The following is a 17,468-nucleotide window of genomic DNA, read 5'->3' as shown; positions in this document are numbered from 1 at the left end:
GCGGGGCGAATTTCTCCACGTCGTTTTGCGCGGAAATTCGCGGCGTTCAAGCGAAACGATAGCGTTTCCCCCGCCTAACACAATTACTCATTTATCCTGCAAACCTAACATAATGTTATTTTCGTCGGACCCGGGCCTTTTGCCCTTCCCTCAGACTTTGGCGCGACGGCCCGACCGCGCGCATCTCGGCGCGCAGCTGTTCGATGAAGTACTCGACATGCAGCGACAGCGGCGCGCCGCGCTTCACCGCGATGTAGGTGTCGAAGCGGGTCGGCTCGACGATCTTCAACAGCTCGATGCCGGGATAGCCGCCATGGGCCACCGTGAACTGGTCGATGATGGCGATGCCGAGCCCCGCCTTCACCAGCGCGCAGACCGTGGTGCCGAAGCGTGCGCGGATGGTGATGTTGTAGTCGAGCCGGTGGCGCGCGAAAATCTCGGCCATGATCCGTCCGTAGGGATCGTTCGGGTCGATGCCGATCAGCGGATAGCGGGTGATCTCGGCGGCCGTCACCTGCTTGCGGCCGGCCAGCTCATGGCCGGGCGGGACGATGCAATAGAGCTCGCCCGAGGCGAGCGGCAGGAAGTCGAGGCCGGAATGTTCGAGCCGGTAGCTCATCGCCACGCACTCGCCACGGCCGAGCAAGAGATAGTCGATGGCTTCCTCGATCTTGAGGATGTTGATGTCGATGCCGAGGTCGGGATAGCGGCGCCGGACGCGCTCGATCGCGCGCGGCACCATCACCTGGGAGATGCTCGGCACCGAGCCGATGCGCAACTCGGACAGGCCGCCGCGTCCAATCTTGGAGATGATCTCGGAGAGATCGTCCACTTTCTTGTAGACGCCGTTGATCTGCTCAAAAATGTTCTCGGCTTCCGGTGTCGGGAAGTAGCGTCCGTTTTGGCGCTGGAAGAAACGGATGCCAAGCGAGCGCTCGGTGTATTTCACCAGACGGCTGATGCCGGGCGCCGACACGTTCAACAGTTTTGCGGCGCCGCCAATCGTGCCCGTCACCATCACGGCACGGATCACCTCGACCTGGCGCAGCGTCATCATGAACGAACCCCCGAACGACGATCTCTTTGGCGATCATCTCACGAGAGACGCGATGTCATCCAGCCGCAAATGCTTGTCAACGTGAATATGCGCGGCAGGGCCGATGATGCTGAAGGGACGGATGGACTCACGGCAGGATTGCTGAGCTGAATTCCGCGCGCACAGATGGATGCCGGCGCCTCTGGCGTCGTCCGCCTCCATGCTGCAAATGCGTTCTAGCCTGCCGGGCCTTCCGGCGTGGCGCTGTTGCGAAGATCCGCACGCTCGGTCTCGAGCACGTCGCGCGCAAACTCGATGATCTTCTGCTTGTTGGCCGTTTCACGCACGGCGAAAAACACGCGGTTCAGTTCCAGGCCGAGCACGCTGTTGAGGGCGATGTTCTCATCTTCCATCGTGGGGTTTCCCGCTGCCGATATCGAAGGTGTAACTTGACGCCCCTTCCTCCACAAGTAGATTAATCCTCGGGATTTTCGTTGCACCGGAAAACTACGGAGAGCGACGAAATGCGGCAGCGGCCAAAGGCAACATTCAACGGCAACGCTCAAGAGCGACGTTCAAAGGCAACGTTCAAGAGCAACGTTCGAGGGCCGTGGTCATTGGTAGCCTGCGAGAGCAGGCAAGGGGCAAGACGAACCGATGTCCGCCGTGGATTACGGCCGCGAAGCGCTCGATTTCATCGAAAGCCTGGAAGCCTATCGGCGGGTCCCGGACGCCATGGATGCGCTCGAGGCGGCGTTCGGACGCTTCGGCTTCGAGACCATCATCGTCACGGGGCTGCCGAATCCTGACCAGCAGTTCGCCCAGATGGTGCTCGCCAAGCGCTGGCCCGCGGAATGGTTCAAGCTCTACACCGAGAACAACTACGATCGCGTCGACCCCGTGGTACGAATGTGCCGGCAGTCGATCAATCCATTCGAGTGGTCGGAAGCCCCCTATGACGTCGAGCTCGAGCCGGGCGCAACCGAGGTGATGAACCGCGCCGGCGACTTCCGCATGTCGCGCGGCTTCATCGTGCCGATCCACGGGCTGACCGGCTATGAGGCGGCCGTTTCGCTCGGCGGTGTCCATCTCGATCTCAATCCGCGCAGCAAGCCTGCGCTGCATCTGATGGCGATGTACGGCTTTGATCGCATTCGCCGTCTGCTCGCGCCGGTGGCGGGGCGGTCGACTCATCTCACGCCGCGCGAACGCGAGGTGATCAACTGGGCCGCACAAGGCAAGTCGGCCTGGGAGATCGGCGAGATATTGCACATCACTCAGCGGACTGCGGAAGAGCATCTTGCAACTGCTGCGCGCAAGCTCGGCGCCGTCAACCGTACGCATGCAGTCGCGATCGCGATTCGCAGCAAGATCATCAATCCGTAAGCCTCGCACTGGGAAATTTCCCAATATCGAAACCGCGTCTTTTCACGGAGGCTCTGCGCGCGTCAGGACGGCCCACGGCTCGACGCCATCGCCCCTCCAACACCGACAGCCTCGCACCCGCGCAAACGAAAAGATCGCCTGAGATGACGAACATGATGCAGGATACCCAGCTCACCATGAATGAAGCGAAGCTCGGCTACATGTCCGACATGGCGATCGAACTTGCACAGATGGCTGAAGTCTCCGGGCTCGCGACCTTGGCCTACCTGTTCCGGATGGCGGCACTCGAAGCCGCAACCGCAGGCAGGGTCGCCGGGTGCGATGCGATTCCGCACCATATGACGTCGCACTAGGGTCGACCGGAGCTCTCGTTTTCCCTCTCCCGCCCTCCGCGAGGGATGGGGAGAGGAGATCCGCGGCTCGGCAGCCGCGATGCAGTGCGTTCTTCGCAGGACTGGGTGCGGCGGGTTGACCCAGCCGGCACGGCAATCCCTTGCCAAGGCGCATCGCGCAATCGGTAAGATGCAACAAAGTGCAGCCGTGACGCAGAATCGCTCTTGCGTCGGAACGATACTGCCGGTACCGATTTTGCCTTGAAGAGGCAGGGGAGCTCTTTCATTGATCTCGTCAGCGACCGAACATCAGCGCAACGTTTGGTGTGGCTGAAAGAGCGTTCATGCTGCTCGTCGTCGAACAATTTCTGAACGGATTGCAGTTCGGGCTGCTCCTGTTCCTGCTCGCGGCCGGCCTGACGCTGGTGTTCGGGATCATGGATCTCGTCAACCTGGCGCACGGCTCGCTCTATATGATGGGCGCCTATTTCGCCGCGACCTTCGTGGCCTGGACCGGCAATTTCGTCCTGGGCGCGATGCTCGCGCTCGGCGCCACGCTGCTGCTCGGCATCGTGCTCGAGGTCACCGCGCTCAGACATCTCTATGGCCGCGATCATCTCGACCATGTGCTCGCGACCTTCGGCCTGATCCTGTTCTTCAATGAAGCCGTGCGGCTGATCTGGGGCCCGGCGGGCCTCGCGCTGCCGCTGCCGGGCTGGCTCACCGTGCCGGTGCCGATCCTGCCCGGCATTCACTATCCGGCCTATCGCCTCGCCATCATCATCGTCGCGCTCTTGGTGGCGCTCTTGCTCTATCTCGGCGTGATGCGTACCCGCATCGGCATGCTGATCCGGGCCGGCGCCTCCAACCGCGAGATGATCGGCGCGCTCGGCATCAACATCAAGCTGCTCTACACGCTGGTGTTCGGCCTGGGCGCGGCGCTTGCCGGTCTCGCCGGCCTGATGCAGGCGCCGATCCTCACGGTGCAGATCGGCATGGGCGAAAACATCCTGATCCTGGCCTTCGTGATCATTGTCATCGGCGGCATCGGCTCGATCCGCGGCGCCTTCCTGGCGGCGATCTTCGTCGGCATGATCGACACGCTCGGCCGCGCCTTCCTGCCGAACCTGCTGCGACAGGTGCTGAGCTCGACCGCGGCCTCCACCGCCGCGCCGGCGCTGTCGTCGATGCTGATCTACCTCCTGATGGCGATCGTGCTGGTTGTCCGGCCGGAGGGGCTGTTCCCGGCCAACCGTCGATGAAAACGTTCAGCGTGAGCAAGGCCTTCACGGCCCTGGTGCTGGCAGGCCTCGTGCTGCTGCCGCTCTATTCGTCCCTGTCGGGCAACATCTTCATCCTGACGCTGTTCACCCGCATCGTCATCCTGGCGCTCGCCGCCGCGAGCCTCAATCTCATCATGGGCTATGGCGGCATGATGAGCTTTGGTCACGCCGCCTATCTCGGCGTCGGCGGCTATGCCGTCGGCATTCTGGCGCAGGAAGGTGTCGGAAGCGGCTTCATCCAGTTTCCGGTCGCGCTCGCGGCGTCCGCGATCTACGCGCTCGTCATCGGCGCGCTGTCGTTGCGCACCCGCGGCGTCTATTTCATCATGATCACGCTCGCCTTCGCGCAGATGGCCTATTACGTCGCCTCGGGCCTGGCGCGCTACGGCGGCGACGACGGTCTTACCGTCTACAAGCGCAGCGACTTCTCCGGCCTGATCAACCTGTCGAACCGGACACAGTTCTACTATCTCTGCCTCGCCTGCCTGTTCGGCGTCGTCCTGCTGATCTGGCGCATCGGCAATTCGCGCTTCGGCCTCGTGGTGCAGGGCCTGCGCTCCAACGAGCAGCGCATGCAGGCGATCGGCTTTCCCGCAAAACGCTACCAGCTCGTCTGCTTCGTCATTTCGGGCACCATGTGCGGCCTTGCCGGCGCACTGCTCGCCAACAACACCGACTTCGTCAGTCCCGCCGTGATGTACTGGACCCGCTCCGGCGATCTCATGGTGATGGTGATCCTGGGCGGCATGGGCACGCTGTTCGGCCCTGTGATGGGCGCGGTCGTGTTCCTGGTGCTGGAAGAGCTGCTGTCGCAGATCACCGAATATTGGGCACTGATCATGGGCCCGCTGCTGCTGCTGATCGTGCTGTTCGGGCGCGGCGGCATCATGGGTCTGCTCGGGAGGTTCGACCGTGGCTGAGCCGCTGCTCCGCGTCGAAAAACTGGTGCGCCGCTTCGGCGGCATCACCGCGACCGATCACGTCTCGCTCGACGTTGCGGCGGGCGAACTGCACGCCATCATCGGTCCCAACGGCGCTGGCAAGACCACGCTGATCAGCCAGCTCACCGGGCATCTTTCGCCGCACGCGGGCTCTGTCTCCCTCGGCGGGCTCGACATCACCTATCTGCCGGCCTATCGCCGCTGCGCGCTGGGCCTGGCGCGCTCGTTCCAGATCACCTCGCTGCTGCTGGACTTCACCGCGGCCGACAATGTCGCGCTCGCGGCCCAGGCGCATGCCGGCACCTCGTTCCGCTTCTTTGCCAATGCGCGCAAGGAGACGGGCCTGCGCGATGCCGCGCGTGCCGCGCTCGATCGGGTCGGGCTGTTGCATCGCGCCGACGTCGAGGTGTCCAAGATCAGCCATGGCGAGCGGCGCGAGCTGGAGCTCGCGGTGGCGCTCGCGAGCAAGCCAAAAATCCTGCTGCTCGACGAGCCGATGGCGGGCCTCGGCGTCACCGAGTCCCAGCGCATGGTGAAACTGCTTCAGGAGTTGCGGAAGGAAGTCTCGATCGTGCTGGTCGAGCACGACATGGAGGCGGTGTTCGCGCTCGCCGACCGCATCTCGGTGTTGGTCTATGGCCGCGTCATCGCCTCGGGCGATCCGGCCGCGATCCGCCAGAACGACGAGGTCAAACGCGCCTATCTCGGCGACCAGCATGTGGTGACGCGCCATGGCTGAAACTGCGCTGCTGGACGTCGAGGGAATCGAGACCTGCTACGGGCTCAGCCAGGTTCTGTTCGGCCTGTCGCTGTCGATCAAGGCCGGCGAGATGGTCTCGCTGATGGGCCGCAACGGCATGGGCAAGACCACGACCATCCGCTCCATCATGGGCCTGACGCCGGCCCGCGCGGGCGCGATCCGCTTTGCGGGCGCGGAGGTGCGGACGCAGCCCTCGTACCGGATCGCAAAGCTCGGCGTCGGCCTGGTCCCTGAGGGACGCCAGATATTCCCGAACCTCACGGTGCGCGAAAACCTCGTCGCAGCCGCCGCCGATCGTTTCGGCAGCGAAAACCCGTGGACGCTCGCGACGATCTACGTCCTGTTCCCCCGCCTTGCCGAGCGCGCCGGCAACATGGGCAACCAGCTCTCTGGCGGCGAGCAGCAGATGCTCGCGATCGGCCGCGCGCTGATGACCAATCCAAAGCTCCTGATCCTCGACGAGGCAACCGAAGGATTGGCGCCGCTGATCCGCGAAGAGATCTGGAATTGCCTGTCGCTGCTGAAGAAGCGCGGTCAGTCCATCCTGGTCGTCGACAAGAACGTCGACCACCTCGCTCGCATCTGCGACCGCCACTACATCATCGAACGCGGCAAGACGGTGTGGAGCGGCACCTCGAGCGAACTGACGGCCGAGCCGGATCTGCAGCACCGCTATCTCGGGATTTAACGGGCGGAGAATGTGGCGCGAGTTCGCGCCACTCATTCAATGTCGTCCTGGCGAAACAGGCTGTGCAAAAACTCAAGATTCGGAGAGCTCGATAGAACAGGATGCTCCACGCCCCTGCTTTCAAGCTCTTTACTGACTACTTGGTTCTCTCTTCTGTCGCGCAAGAGAATCAGATTCTACGTCGAAACGAGCGCGCTGAGTTTTTTTACGGCCTGTTTCGCCAGGACGACATCGGGGGTTCAGCGGCGCTAGCCAATCACCAATAAATCCCGTGGCGATGAAGTTCGCGGATGACGCGGGCTTCGACGGACGGCTGGCGCTTCGGTTTGGTCGAGACCGCGGTCTTGGCCGGCACGGTCGTCGTTGCGGCCGGTGCCGTGGTCGTAGTGACGGCCGGCGTCGTGACCGGTGCTGATGTCGTTGCGGCCGTGGTCGTCTGCGGCGCTACAGTTGTGGTCGGCGCGACCGTGGTCTGGGTGGGCGTGGTCGAGGCCAGCGCCGGTGTGGTCGGTGTCTGTGTCGTCGTCGCGGTTGTGGTCGCCGGAGCCGGCATGGTCGTGGTCTGGGTCTTGGGCTGTTCGGCCGCCGGCTCGCTTGCATTTGCGGTCGCGAGACTCAAGCTGCGCGGTTGTCCGGCATAGGCATGGGTGGCCAGAACAGAGATTGCGGCGATCAGGATCAGCTTGCGCATGGAAAATCCCCGCTATTCGGTCAGTTCATCTTACCTAAATCGCTTCCACTTCAGTCAGCGCGCAACGCGGTGCGTGCCGATCTCGATCAGGGTGGTCCGGCAGGACAGGCGATAAATCAGGCTGAACAGATAAACCCACATGATCGAACTCCACTGTTGATCACATGGCGGCATCCTAGACCCGCGATCTTTCCGGCGGTTTTCGTAAGGACAGGAAAATGGCTTCGTCGCGCGAGACAGGGGTTTCGTCGGAACAGGCCGCACGAAGTCGCCTCACAGGGGTGTGAGGCGGCGATGCCGTGAAAGGTACGTCGCTGCCTTTGTCTGCCCGCTAGGGGGCTCAAAACATCTCGAAATATTCGCGATGCTCCCAGTCGCTGACCTCGGCCTGGAAGCGGTCGATCTCGGCGTTCTTGATGTGGGTGTAGTAGTCGACGAACTCGGCGCCGAGTTTTTCGCGGAAGAACGGATCGTCCTTCAGCGCCGCGACCGCATCGCGCAGGGATTTGGGCAACAGCGGCGCCTTGGTCTCGTAGGGCGTGTCGGCGGACGGGCCGGGATCGAGCTTGCGATCGACGCCGTCGAGGCCCGAGAGGATCTGCGAGGCCATGTAGAGATAGGGGTTTGCGGCGGGCTCGCCGATGCGGTTCTCCAGCCGGGTCGCGGCGTCGCCCGCGCCGCCGAGCACGCGGATCATCACACCGCGATTGTCGCGGCCCCAGATCGCGCGGTCGGGCGCCAGCGAATAGGAGCGGTAGCGCTTGTAGCCGTTGATGGTCGGCGTCGTGAACACGGTTGAGGCGCGGGCGTGATCAAGCAGGCCCGCGAGCCAGGCGCGGCCGAATTCGCTGAGCGGCTCGCTGCCCGTCTTCGCCATGAACAGGTTCTCTGCCGTAGCACGCGAGACGATGGACTGATGCAGATGCCAGCCGCTGGCGAACACGTTCGGCAGCTTCGGCCGGCACATGAAGGTGGCGTGATAGCCGTGGCGCCGCGCGATCTGCTTCACCGCAGAGCGGAACAGTACCATGTTGTCGGCGGGCTCGATGCCCTTCTTCGGCTGGAAGGTGAATTCGCACTGGCTTGGTCCGAACTCGACCTCGACCGAACGCAACGGCAAACCGAGTGCGAGAATGTCGCGGCGAAGGATCTCCAGCACCGGCTCCATCTGATCGAAGCGCTGCTCGGTCAGATATTGATAGCCGTGCGACAACAGGCTGACCGCGGGCGGCGTGCCAGGCTGGCCGGCGTCCTCGGGGCGCATCTGCGCATCATCGAGCTTGAAGATGTGGAATTCGACCTCGAGGCCCGCGACGAATTCATGGCCGCGGCTTCCGAGTTCATCGAGCACCTTGCGATAGAGGGAACGTGTCGCGAACGGCACCGGGCGGCCGTCGTTGAAGTAGAGATCGCACAGCACCCAGCCGGTCGTCGGCGCCCAGGGCAGCACGCGGAAGGTCGTGGGATCGGCAACCATCAGCACGTCGGCCGCGCCCTCCATCTCCTTCATGCCAAAGCCGCCGCCTGATGTGAACACCGGAAACACCGTGCGGTGCGAGGTGTCCTTGGCGAGCAACGTCGTGGTGATGGAGCAACCGCTTTCCAGTGAGGCGACCGCTTCCGATGCGATGATCGTCTTGCCGCGCAAGATGCCGTGCTGGTCCGGGAAGGCGAGGCGGATGACTTCGAGGTTCCTCTCTTCGACGATCCGGGCGAGCCGCGTCGCGGCGTCCTTCTGCTCATCCGACCACAGCGCGTGACGCGCGACGAAACTCACTCGGTTGCTCCTTCACTCACCGCATGCGCGGCTCTCGTAGGGTGGGCAAAGTGAAGCGTGCCCACCACTTTGGTCGCATTCGTGGAGAGATGGTGGGCACGGCGCTTCGCGCCTTTGCCCACCCTACGGCAGTAGACCACGGGCGTCACTCCGCCGCCGTCAGCCGGTGCACCTTGCCCGCGATCTCCTTCGGCACCGGCGCCATCCACGGCGCGCCGCGGCGGCGCTTGACGTCGACCTCCATCCAGTAGGTCTCCCAGCCCTGGGTCGGCCCGATGCCGTCCATGGTGGACGGCCCCTGGATCGAGCGTGCATTGCTCTCGTCGAGGAACAGCATCGGCTTCTCGCCGCCAGCGACCTTTTCGATCTCCTGCCGCAGCAGGCGGCGATACTGCACGATCGCCTTGTCGGATTGGCCGAGATGCTCCTTGGTGCGGTCCTGGATCGCGCCCATCGATTCCACCGCCCACTGGTCGTGCACGTTGATGTCGTTGCCCATGCCGGTGTAGGTCGCTGTCTGCTGCTCGTGCGGATCAAAGCCGTAATCGTTGCTGCTGTTCTTGCGCGACTTGTAGTCCGGCAGCGTGTAAAGCTCGAGGCGCTGATCGCGCATCTTGGTCTTGTCGACCGGTGTCGTGTAGCTCGTGAAGATCGCGTACCAGTAGCAGTTCTCGTCATCGACAGGCACGTGCCACTGTGTGATCGTCATCTCCGTGCTCATGGGGATGACGAAACCGTGCGGGAAGAGCTGGTTGGTGACGCGCACATGGGTGCGCTCCTCGTCGATCTCGCGCAGCGCAATCAGCCGCAGGCCGTATTCGGTGTGCTCGACATTGATGATCGGCCGGTCGTATTCGCGCAGGATTTTCGTCATCGGCAGGTCGCTTCCGGCCGATGCGCCGCGGAACTGCTTGCCATAGGCCGTGGACGTGTCTTCGTCCTCGAAGAAGCGATGCAAATAGGAGGCGTGGGCGGGATCGATGCCGACCTCGAGCGCCTGCAGCCAGTTGCAGGCCATGTGGCCCTTGAATGCAAAGGTGTGGCTGCCGGGCGCCACAAAACAGTCGAGCTCGGGAAATGCGGGCGGCACGCCTTCGCCGAGGTAGGCCCAGAGGATGCCGCTCTTCTCGACCACCGGATAGGAGCGCTGCCTGATGTTCTGGCAGAGCTTTGAGTCCTTGGGCTCCGCCGGCGTCTCGATGCATTGCCCTGATGCGTCGAACAGCCAGCCGTGGAAAGCGCAGCGCAGTCCGCCGTTCTCGAGCCGGCCGAAGGCGAGGTCGGCGCCGCGATGGGCGCATTGGCGATCCATCAGGCCGTAGCGTCCCTGTTCGTCGCGGAACAGCACCAGGTTCTCGCCGAGCAGTTTCACAGGACGGATCGGCCGCGCGTCCTCCAGCTCATCCACCAGCGCCGCCGGCTGCCAGTAGCTCCGCATCAGCCTGCCGCAAGGATCCTTCGGCCCGGTGCGGGTGATCAGGTCGTTCTGCTCCTGGCTCATCATGGCGGTCGCGTCCCTTTTTCGGAGTGGCTTGTGTTCGCCTATTGAACGGATGGGCGAATTATGACATGCCTTGATCCGGCAGCAAGCAGTATTTTGCAGGAAGTTCCCTACCGCCATGCCCAAGCTCAAGCGCAGCGACACCGAGGACCGCGCGACGGATTTCGTCGAGAGCCTCGACCGCGGCCTGCGCCTGCTGCAGGTCTTTGGCACGACCTCAGGTCCCATGACGCTCAGCGATCTCGCGCGCGCCGCCGACCTGCCGCGCGCCACCGCGCGGCGCATCCTGTTCACGCTCCAGCATGGCGGCTTCGTTGCAAGCGACGGCAAATTGTTCTCGCTGACGCCGCATGTGCTGACGCTGGCGGCCTCCTTCCTGCGTTCCAACCAGCTCGTCGCCGTCCTCCAGCCGGTGCTCGACCGCATCGCCACCGCGGCGCAGGAAATCTCCTCGCTCGCGGTGCTCGACGGCGACGACGTCGTGTTCATCGCGCGCGGCAGTCCGATGCGGGTGTTTTCGGCCGGCCTCGAGATCGGCTACCGGCTGCCGGCCTTCTGCACCTCGGTCGGCCGCGCCATGCTCGGCCAGTTCGACGATGCGGCGCTTGGCCTGCGCCTGAAGGCGATGAAGCGCGCCCCACTGACGCCGCAGACCGTCACCGATCCCAAGGCGCTGCTCAAGACCATCGCCGTCGACCGCGCCCAAGGCTATTCGCTGGTCGATCGCGAAGCCGAGCCGCATTTCCGCTCGATGTCGGTCCCCGTCCGCCGCTACGACGACACCATCGTCGCCGCCATCAACATGGGCGCCCATGTCGATCGCGTGCCGGTGAAGGAGCTGATCGAGCGTTTCCTGCCGCTGCTGCGCGACGGCGCGGAGTCGGTGCGGTCGCAACTGTTGTAGGGTGGGTTAGCCTCGCGGCTGCGCGAAGCGCAGTCCGCTTGGCGTAACCCACCTTTTGGTTTCCGCGGCGGCAGAAGTGGTGGGTTACGCTACCGCTAACCCACCCTACATTCTCGTCGCTTGTGCTATAATAAGCGCAACGCAAGAACCTAGGGAGGACGCCATGCAACACACCATGGTTCCCAGTGATCGCGTGGAGCATGTCGGCGTCTACGGGCGCGACGGCACCAAGCTCGGCACGATCGAGCGGCTGATGCTCGACAAGGTGAGCGGCACGGTCGCCTATGCCGTGATCAAGACCGGCGGACTGCTCGGTACCCGCCACCATTATCCGGTTGAGTGGAGCGCGCTGAAATACGATCCCGCGCGACAGGCGTTCCGGGTCGAGGTGACGCTGGATGAGCTTGCCAGCGGCCCGTGCGAGTTCGACGGCGACGAATTCGATTGGGGCGATCGTTCGCAGCCCTACGCGCATCCGAACTATTGGTCGATCTGACGGCGCGTCGCGCTCACCCCTCCGCGGCCTCGCGCTCCATGTCGCGGCCGGAAAGGTCCTCGCCCTGCATGTTGGCGTAGTCGCGCGCCATCTCGCGCATCAGGAACTTTGCCGGCACGTCGTGATAGCTGCCGCGGTCGTTGACGTATTGCATGTAGGCGCGGCCCGCGCCGTCGAACGGATGCAGCAGCGCGTCGTTGTGGCCGTCGAAATCGAGCGGCGCCACGCCGACCTTGGCACAGAGCGTGTCGTTGAAGGTCGGCGTCGCCTTGCGCCAGGCGCCGTCGACATACACTTCCGTGAACCCGTGCCAGGTGAAGATGTCGGTGCCCATGCTCTGGCGCAGTTTTTCGGTGGTGAGATGGTTCTTCACGTCGGCAAAGCCGACGCGCGCCGGGATGCCGTGGACGCGGCAGGCGGCGGCATAGAGCGCGGCCTTGCCGACGCAATAGCCCTGGCCCGCGGCGAGCACGCTTGAGGCACGAAACGTCTCGGGCACGCGCATGCTGACATAGGGATTGTAGCGGATGCCGTCGCGCACCGCCTTGTAGAGCACGCCCGCCTTTTCGCGGTCGCTCGCGTCAGCGAGCACCGCGCTCTTTGCGAAGACCTCCACGATGGGATGATCGCTGTCGATATACTCGCCGGGATCGGTGTAGAGCCGGCGGATGGTGTCGGGCAGATGATCGGTCATGCGGCTAAGCTTAGTGGAGAGGAGCGGATTGGCAACGGCCCGCGCCATGCGCGGGCTGATGACAGGCCCTGCGCAATCCGCTCGCCTGCACTCAACCCGGCAGCGGTTTTTCGCCGACCTTGGGCCAGTAGGTGCCAAAGCTCCACAGCCCGCCCTCGGGATCACGCGCCGCGAAATCGCGGCTGCCATAGTCGGTGTTGGTGAGTTCCATCTCGATTCGAGCGCCTGATGCCTTCACTTTCGCATACAGCGCATCGGGATCGTCCACCGCGAGATAGACCGCATCCGTCCGGCGGCCCGCGAGGTCGCCGACCTGCTTGGCGTAACCGTCGTCCCGCTGCGCGCCGAGCATGAGGATGGAGCAGCCGAACGCCAGCTCGGCATGGACGATGGTGCCTTCGCGGCGATAGACCACGCGCTCGCTGAAGCCGAGCACGTCCTTCAGCCAGGCGATCATTGCGTCTGCATCCTTGCAGCGCATGGTGTGATAGAGGCGCGGCGCCTCGTTGCCGTTCGGTTGGGTCATAAAACTCTCCAGCTCGATTGCTGGACCGAGCCTAGGTCAGCCCGCGCGCGCCGGCTTGAACAAATGGGACTTTGCCCTATCCCCCGGCCTCCCGCGTCAGACGCGGATCGGTGCCTTCCAGCCGCGCCGCCCATGCAGTCGGCGTTTCGCCGCTGAAGACACGAAAGTCGCGGACGAGATGTGCCTGATCGGCATAGCCCGCCTCAACGGCGATGGCCGCCCAGCCGCCCGCCGCGCTGGTGCGCGCGAGCGCGCAGGCGCGATGAAAGCGCAGCATCTGCGCCAATGTTTTCGGTGCGACACCGATCTCGTAGTGGAAGCGGCGGGCGAGATGCTTGCGGCTCCAGCCGATGTCAGCGGCGATCTCGCCGATCCTGACCGTGCCCGCGCTGCGCCAGAGCCTGTCGAGCGCCGCGGCGATCGCCGGCGACGGCTCGTGCACGGCGCGGCGAAGCACAAAATTCTCCACGATCTCGAAGCGTCGCTGCCACCCTTCGGCCTCGGCGACCATCTCGCTGAGGCACCGGCCGTCCTGCCCCAGCACGTCGCCGAGACCCACCATCCGTGCCGTCAGGTCGGGCACGGCGCCGCCGTAGAAGCGATAGGCGCCGAGCGGGGTGAAATCGACCTGCACGCAGGCGGCGCGGCCGTCGGATTCGATGAGCACCGGTCCGGGAAACAGCCCGGCGACAAAGCTCGGCTGCGCGTCCGCATCGTCCGGCCGGCGGCCAAGCGCGATGCGGAACGGCGATCCCAGATTGACCAGCAGCGGCAGCGCCAATGGCGCGGCATGTCGGAAGGCAGTCAGGCCAAGCCCGCGCTCGCGGTAGAAGGAGATGCTGGAGACGAGATGCGCAAGGCGCGGCGAGACCGGCCGGCTGATGACATCGGGGGCTACGCTTGCATCCATCGCGCGTCTCACTCGTTGCGAGCGCAGCATAGCGTTACGATGGCGTCCCACCAATGGGACTTCTTCCGAAGTGTTCTAGCGGTTCCGCATCCAGTCGGCGAGCCGCGACAACGCCTGATCGAGTTCCTGCCGCGCGGTCGTGTCAGCCACGGTCTCGCCGAGCGCGCCGCGCATGCACAATAGCCACGAGTCGCGCTCGGCGTCGCCGATCGCGACGTGCATATGCCGCTGCCGCAGCCGCGGATGGCCCTTCTCGACGGAATACAGTCTTGGTCCACCGGTCCATTCGGTGAGATAGCGTTTCAGTACATCCTTGATCTCGCCGAGATCGGCCGCATGCATGGCGCGAATCGTCCGCGCCTCGGGCAGCGTATCCATTCGCTCGTAAAAGCGATCGACCAGCCGGTCGATCGTGGCCCGGCCGCCGATCCGCTCGAAGATGGAAACCGTGACGTCGCTGTCGGTCATGTCTCGTCCTGATGCATGCTGCTTTGCTCGGTTTTGCACACGGTGGGCTATGGCAGAGAGTGTCAATCTCTCACCGTCACCCTGAGGTGCCGGAGCGAAGCGGAGGCCTCGAAGGGCGACGGCCCGGCTGCGTCCCGGCCGTTCATCCTTCGAGGCACGACCAGCGGCGCGCCGCTGGTCGTACACCTCAGGATGACGGGGCAAGCAAACGCCTCGTGGCTAGCGAACTACAGCGCCACGCTGCGCAGCCCGAAGCTGCGCGCCTCGTTCTGAAGCACCGGGCGCACCGCATCGATCAGGCGCGCCGCCGCTGCATCGACACTCAGGCCCGCGGTATCGACCACCGCCGCGGCGCGCGAATAGAGCGGCTCGCGGCTCAAGAGGATGTTGCGCAGCTCGGCCATCGCCGAGCGGTCGTCCGCCATCGGCCGCAGATCGCCCTGGCGCCGCACGCGCGCCATGTGCTCCTCGGGCTCGGCCTTCAGCCAGATCGTGTAGAACGACGACAGGATCTGGTCGAACGTCAAAGGCTCCGACACGATGCCGCCGCCGGTGGCGAGCACCATCAGTTCGTTGCGCGCCAGGAGCTGCTGCAGCGCTGCCTGCTCCATGCGGCGAAAGCCCTCCTGGCCGTAGAGCGCGATGATCTCGGCGACCGAGAGCCCGTTCTGCTCCTCGATCTCCTTGTTGAGCTCGACAAAGCTCCAGCCGATCTTCTTCGCCAGCATCCTGCCGAGCGTCGATTTGCCGGCGCCGCGCAGGCCGATCAGCGCGATGCCGCAGAACGGCGCGCGGCGCGGCGCGGTGGCGCTGCCGCCTGCGAGCACGTCCTTGGCCTGCGCGATCTGGGCAGGCGTCGCCTTGCGCAGGAGATCGCGAAACATCTGCCAGTCCGGCACGGGCTCGATCGTCGGGAGGAGATCTTCCAGATGCGCGCCCATCGCGTCCGACACGCGACGGAGCAACACGATCGAGACATTGCCCTTGCCGCTTTCGAGCTGGGCGATGTAGCGCTCGGAAATGCCCGATACCTTGGCGAGTACTTTGCGCGACATGCCGCGCAGCGCGCGCATGGTGCGCACACGCTGGCCAAGCTGTTCGAGGAAATGGGACTCGGCGTCGGGACTTTCGGTCATATGTCTTCTTTAGCGGATGTCCGGCGGCGCATTTTAATGAAACATAATGCCTGACAGCATTGACAGCAAGCCAGCGGAGTGTCTTTCTATGAATTATAATTCAAAATTCAGGGGAGAAGTCCGTGAGCGAGGGATCCTACAACGCGGTGACCTGGCTGCTCGACCGTAACGTCGAGGAGGGCAGGGGTAACAAGCTCGTCTTCGACGACACCGTCGCACGGCTCACCTATGGCGAGCTGCAGCAACAGAGCTGCCGCGCCGCCAACATGCTGCGCCGTCTCGGCGTCCGCCGCGAAGAGCGCGTCGCCATGATCATGCTCGACACGGTCGATTTCCCGGTCGTGTTCCTGGGCGCGATCCGCGCCGGCATCGTGCCCGTGCCGCTGAACACGCTGCTGACGGCGGAGCAATACGCCTACATCCTCGCCGACTGCCGCGCGCGCGTGCTGTTCGTCTCCGAAGCGCTCTATCCCGTCATCAAGGACGTCGTCGGCCGCATGCCCGATCTCGAGCATGTCGTGGTCTCCGGCGCCAAGCAGAACGGTCACAAGCAACTTCGGGAAGAGCTCGCGGGCGAGAGCGACAGTTTTGCGACCGCTGCGACCCATCCGGATGAACCGGCTTTCTGGCTCTACTCGTCCGGCTCGACCGGCATGCCCAAGGGCGTGCGTCATCTGCATTCAAACTTGCAGGCGACCGCGGACACCTACGCAAAGCAGGTGCTCGGCATCCGCGAGAACGACGTCTGTCTGTCCGCGGCAAAACTGTTCTTCGCCTATGGCCTCGGCAATGCCCTGACCTTCCCGATGTCGGTCGGCGCCACCACGATCTTGAACAGCGAGCGCCCGACGCCGGCGCGCATGTTCGACCTCATGAACAGATACAAGCCGACGATCTTCTACGGCGTGCCGACGCTGTTCGCGGCGATGCTCAACGACGAAGCCACAAAGAGCGAGCGCGGCGGCGGCGCCTTGCGCATCTGCACCTCGGCCGGCGAGGCGCTGCCGGAATCTGTCGGTAATCACTGGAAGGAGCGCTTCGGCGTCGACATCCTCGACGGCGTCGGTTCGACCGAGCTCTTGCACATCTTCCTGTCGAATGCGCCGGGCGACATCAAATACGGCTCCTCCGGCAAGCCGGTGCCGGGCTATGCGGTGCGGCTGGTGAATGAAGCGGGCGAGGACGTGCCCGACGGCGAGGTCGGCGAAATGGTGGTCGACGCACCGTCGGCCGGCGAAGGCTACTGGAATCAGCGCAGCAAGACCCGCCGCACCTTCGAGGGAAGCTGGACGCGCACCGGCGACAAATATGTCCGCGACGCCGAAGGGCGCTACACCTTCTGCGGCCGCTCCGACGACATGTTCAAGGTCTCCGGCATCTGGGTCTCGCCCTTCGAGGTCGAGAGCGCGCTGATCACCCATCCCGCCGTGCTGGAAGCCGCCGTCGTGCCGGAAGCCGATCCGGAAGGGTTGTTGAAGCCGAAGGCCTTTGTCGTGCTGCGCCCGGATGTGAAGACCAACGACCTTCAGGAGATGCTGAAGGAGCACGTCAAGCAGAAGATCGGCCCCTGGAAATACCCGCGCTGGATCGACGTCGTGGACTCGCTGCCGAAAACCGCGACCGGAAAGATCCAGCGCTTCAAGCTGCGCGAAGGGGCGCAATGATCTTGCACAACGGCTTCGCCGCAAGCTCGGCTGCACACCCTCCCCTGGAGGGGGAGGGTCGCTTCGCATGGAGCAACGCGGAATGCGAAGCGGGGTAGGGTGATCTCTCCGCTCGGGCACCGTTTCCGTGGAGAGACTTTCACCCCACCCCGCCTCACATCTCGCTGCGCTCAATGTGAGTCGACCCTCCCCCTCCAGGGCAGGGCTATCGCATATGGCTGAGGGCTGCCATGAGGAAGGCATTGTCCCAGCCGGCGCGCTTGATTTTGCGCCGC

The 17,468-nt window shown here is 64.3% G+C and carries 19 protein-coding genes; 9 read left to right on the top strand and 10 right to left on the bottom strand.

Annotated features, from left to right (window positions below; translation table 11 throughout):
* Positions 1–115 precede the first annotated feature (115 nt).
* Together JQ632_RS21925 and JQ632_RS21920 are read right to left on the bottom strand one after the other, a co-directional pair.
* A complete protein-coding gene (locus JQ632_RS21925; RefSeq protein ID WP_212404653.1) occupies positions 116–1,057 on the bottom strand; it encodes a LysR family transcriptional regulator in 942 nt (313 codons plus the stop codon).
* Between the two features lie 215 nt (positions 1,058–1,272).
* Positions 1,273–1,449 carry a hypothetical protein gene (locus tag JQ632_RS21920; protein ID WP_212404652.1) on the bottom strand — a complete coding sequence of 59 codons (177 nt, stop codon included), beginning with the start codon at positions 1,447–1,449 and terminating at the stop codon, positions 1,273–1,275.
* A gap of 244 nt (positions 1,450–1,693) precedes the next feature.
* On the opposite strand from JQ632_RS21920, the gene JQ632_RS21915 reads away from it, so the two are divergent.
* From JQ632_RS21915 to JQ632_RS21890, 6 genes are all read left to right on the top strand, one after another.
* Positions 1,694–2,422, top strand: a complete 729-nt coding sequence (locus tag JQ632_RS21915; RefSeq protein ID WP_212404651.1) for a LuxR family transcriptional regulator — start codon at positions 1,694–1,696, stop codon at positions 2,420–2,422.
* A 143-nt stretch (positions 2,423–2,565) separates the two neighbouring features.
* Entirely contained in the window at positions 2,566–2,775 is a 210-nt protein-coding gene (locus JQ632_RS21910) for a hypothetical protein (protein WP_212404650.1), read from the top strand.
* A 323-nt stretch (positions 2,776–3,098) separates the two neighbouring features.
* Positions 3,099–4,016 carry a branched-chain amino acid ABC transporter permease gene (locus JQ632_RS21905; protein ID WP_212404649.1) on the top strand — a complete coding sequence of 306 codons (918 nt, stop codon included), beginning with the start codon at positions 3,099–3,101 and terminating at the stop codon, positions 4,014–4,016.
* Complete coding sequence (locus JQ632_RS21900; RefSeq protein WP_212404648.1) at positions 4,013–4,957, top strand: branched-chain amino acid ABC transporter permease; 945 nt, start codon at positions 4,013–4,015, stop codon at positions 4,955–4,957. The genes JQ632_RS21905 and JQ632_RS21900 overlap by 4 nt, the downstream gene beginning before the upstream one ends.
* Positions 4,950–5,717: an ABC transporter ATP-binding protein gene (locus tag JQ632_RS21895; protein ID WP_212404647.1), complete on the top strand. Its 768-nt coding sequence runs from the start codon at positions 4,950–4,952 to the stop codon at positions 5,715–5,717. The genes JQ632_RS21900 and JQ632_RS21895 overlap by 8 nt, the downstream gene beginning before the upstream one ends.
* Positions 5,710–6,426 carry an ABC transporter ATP-binding protein gene (locus tag JQ632_RS21890; RefSeq protein WP_212404646.1) on the top strand — a complete coding sequence of 239 codons (717 nt, stop codon included), beginning with the start codon at positions 5,710–5,712 and terminating at the stop codon, positions 6,424–6,426. The genes JQ632_RS21895 and JQ632_RS21890 overlap by 8 nt, the downstream gene beginning before the upstream one ends.
* 256 nt (positions 6,427–6,682) lie before the next feature.
* On the opposite strand, the gene JQ632_RS21885 is transcribed toward JQ632_RS21890, so the two are convergent.
* From JQ632_RS21885 to JQ632_RS21875, 3 genes are all read right to left on the bottom strand, one after another.
* Entirely contained in the window at positions 6,683–7,117 is a 435-nt protein-coding gene (locus JQ632_RS21885; protein ID WP_212404645.1) for a hypothetical protein, read from the bottom strand.
* A gap of 340 nt (positions 7,118–7,457) precedes the next feature.
* Positions 7,458–8,894: a glutamine synthetase family protein gene (locus JQ632_RS21880; RefSeq protein WP_212404644.1), complete on the bottom strand. Its 1,437-nt coding sequence runs from the start codon at positions 8,892–8,894 to the stop codon at positions 7,458–7,460.
* Between the two features lie 145 nt (positions 8,895–9,039).
* Positions 9,040–10,398 (bottom strand): aromatic ring-hydroxylating dioxygenase subunit alpha, encoded by a 1,359-nt coding sequence (locus JQ632_RS21875; RefSeq protein ID WP_212404643.1) that lies wholly within the window; start codon positions 10,396–10,398, stop codon positions 9,040–9,042.
* 115 nt (positions 10,399–10,513) lie between these two features.
* Here JQ632_RS21875 and JQ632_RS21870 point away from each other — a divergent pair, with 115 nt between their 5' ends.
* Both JQ632_RS21870 and JQ632_RS21865 read left to right on the top strand, forming a co-directional pair.
* Positions 10,514–11,299 carry an IclR family transcriptional regulator C-terminal domain-containing protein gene (locus tag JQ632_RS21870; protein WP_212404642.1) on the top strand — a complete coding sequence of 262 codons (786 nt, stop codon included), beginning with the start codon at positions 10,514–10,516 and terminating at the stop codon, positions 11,297–11,299.
* A 163-nt stretch (positions 11,300–11,462) separates the two neighbouring features.
* A complete protein-coding gene (locus JQ632_RS21865) occupies positions 11,463–11,795 on the top strand; it encodes a PRC-barrel domain-containing protein (RefSeq protein ID WP_212404641.1) in 333 nt (110 codons plus the stop codon).
* 13 nt (positions 11,796–11,808) lie between these two features.
* On the opposite strand, the gene JQ632_RS21860 is transcribed toward JQ632_RS21865, so the two are convergent.
* The 5 genes from JQ632_RS21860 to JQ632_RS21840 all read right to left on the bottom strand — a co-directional run bounded on the left by JQ632_RS21860 (position 11,809) and on the right by JQ632_RS21840 (position 15,529).
* Positions 11,809–12,489: a transglutaminase family protein gene (locus JQ632_RS21860; protein WP_212404640.1), complete on the bottom strand. Its 681-nt coding sequence runs from the start codon at positions 12,487–12,489 to the stop codon at positions 11,809–11,811.
* Positions 12,490–12,580: 91 nt separating this feature from the next.
* Entirely contained in the window at positions 12,581–13,015 is a 435-nt protein-coding gene (locus tag JQ632_RS21855) for a VOC family protein (protein WP_212404639.1), read from the bottom strand.
* Between the two features lie 76 nt (positions 13,016–13,091).
* The gene (locus tag JQ632_RS21850) at positions 13,092–13,925 is read right to left on the bottom strand and encodes an AraC family transcriptional regulator (protein WP_212404638.1); all 834 of its coding nucleotides are present in this window, start codon (positions 13,923–13,925) and stop codon (positions 13,092–13,094) included.
* A gap of 75 nt (positions 13,926–14,000) precedes the next feature.
* Entirely contained in the window at positions 14,001–14,393 is a 393-nt protein-coding gene (locus JQ632_RS21845) for a group II truncated hemoglobin (protein WP_212404637.1), read from the bottom strand.
* 227 nt (positions 14,394–14,620) lie between these two features.
* Entirely contained in the window at positions 14,621–15,529 is a 909-nt protein-coding gene (locus JQ632_RS21840) for a helix-turn-helix transcriptional regulator (RefSeq protein ID WP_212404636.1), read from the bottom strand.
* Positions 15,530–15,651: 122 nt separating this feature from the next.
* Here JQ632_RS21840 and JQ632_RS21835 point away from each other — a divergent pair, with 122 nt between their 5' ends.
* A complete protein-coding gene (locus JQ632_RS21835; RefSeq protein WP_212404635.1) occupies positions 15,652–17,193 on the top strand; it encodes a benzoate-CoA ligase family protein in 1,542 nt (513 codons plus the stop codon).
* Positions 17,194–17,468: the final 275 nt, after the last annotated feature.

Source organism: Bradyrhizobium liaoningense (genome assembly GCF_018130955.1).
In the GTDB taxonomy this organism is placed as follows: Bacteria; Pseudomonadota; Alphaproteobacteria; order Rhizobiales; family Xanthobacteraceae; genus Bradyrhizobium; species Bradyrhizobium liaoningense_C.
This window is presented reverse-complemented; position numbering and strand designations above follow the sequence as displayed.

Bases quoted from the DNA above. Each gene is read 5' to 3' on its own strand.
- JQ632_RS21860 (WP_212404640.1), bottom strand. From the start codon at position 12,489: ATGACCGATCATCTGCCCGACACCATCCGCCGGCTCTACACCGATCCC.
- JQ632_RS21905 (WP_212404649.1), top strand. From the start codon at position 3,099: ATGCTGCTCGTCGTCGAACAATTTCTGAACGGATTGCAGTTCGGGCTG.
- JQ632_RS21920 (WP_212404652.1), bottom strand. From the start codon at position 1,449: ATGGAAGATGAGAACATCGCCCTCAACAGCGTGCTCGGCCTGGAACTG.
- JQ632_RS21875 (WP_212404643.1), bottom strand. From the start codon at position 10,398: ATGATGAGCCAGGAGCAGAACGACCTGATCACCCGCACCGGGCCGAAG.
- JQ632_RS21865 (WP_212404641.1), top strand. From the start codon at position 11,463: ATGCAACACACCATGGTTCCCAGTGATCGCGTGGAGCATGTCGGCGTC.
- JQ632_RS21915 (WP_212404651.1), top strand. From the start codon at position 1,694: ATGTCCGCCGTGGATTACGGCCGCGAAGCGCTCGATTTCATCGAAAGC.
- JQ632_RS21910 (WP_212404650.1), top strand. From the start codon at position 2,566: ATGACGAACATGATGCAGGATACCCAGCTCACCATGAATGAAGCGAAG.
- JQ632_RS21900 (WP_212404648.1), top strand. From the start codon at position 4,013: ATGAAAACGTTCAGCGTGAGCAAGGCCTTCACGGCCCTGGTGCTGGCA.
- JQ632_RS21855 (WP_212404639.1), bottom strand. From the start codon at position 13,015: ATGACCCAACCGAACGGCAACGAGGCGCCGCGCCTCTATCACACCATG.
- JQ632_RS21845 (WP_212404637.1), bottom strand. From the start codon at position 14,393: ATGACCGACAGCGACGTCACGGTTTCCATCTTCGAGCGGATCGGCGGC.
- JQ632_RS21840 (WP_212404636.1), bottom strand. From the start codon at position 15,529: ATGACCGAAAGTCCCGACGCCGAGTCCCATTTCCTCGAACAGCTTGGC.
- JQ632_RS21885 (WP_212404645.1), bottom strand. From the start codon at position 7,117: ATGCGCAAGCTGATCCTGATCGCCGCAATCTCTGTTCTGGCCACCCAT.
- JQ632_RS21925 (WP_212404653.1), bottom strand. From the start codon at position 1,057: ATGATGACGCTGCGCCAGGTCGAGGTGATCCGTGCCGTGATGGTGACG.
- JQ632_RS21890 (WP_212404646.1), top strand. From the start codon at position 5,710: ATGGCTGAAACTGCGCTGCTGGACGTCGAGGGAATCGAGACCTGCTAC.
- JQ632_RS21870 (WP_212404642.1), top strand. From the start codon at position 10,514: ATGCCCAAGCTCAAGCGCAGCGACACCGAGGACCGCGCGACGGATTTC.
- JQ632_RS21850 (WP_212404638.1), bottom strand. From the start codon at position 13,925: ATGGATGCAAGCGTAGCCCCCGATGTCATCAGCCGGCCGGTCTCGCCG.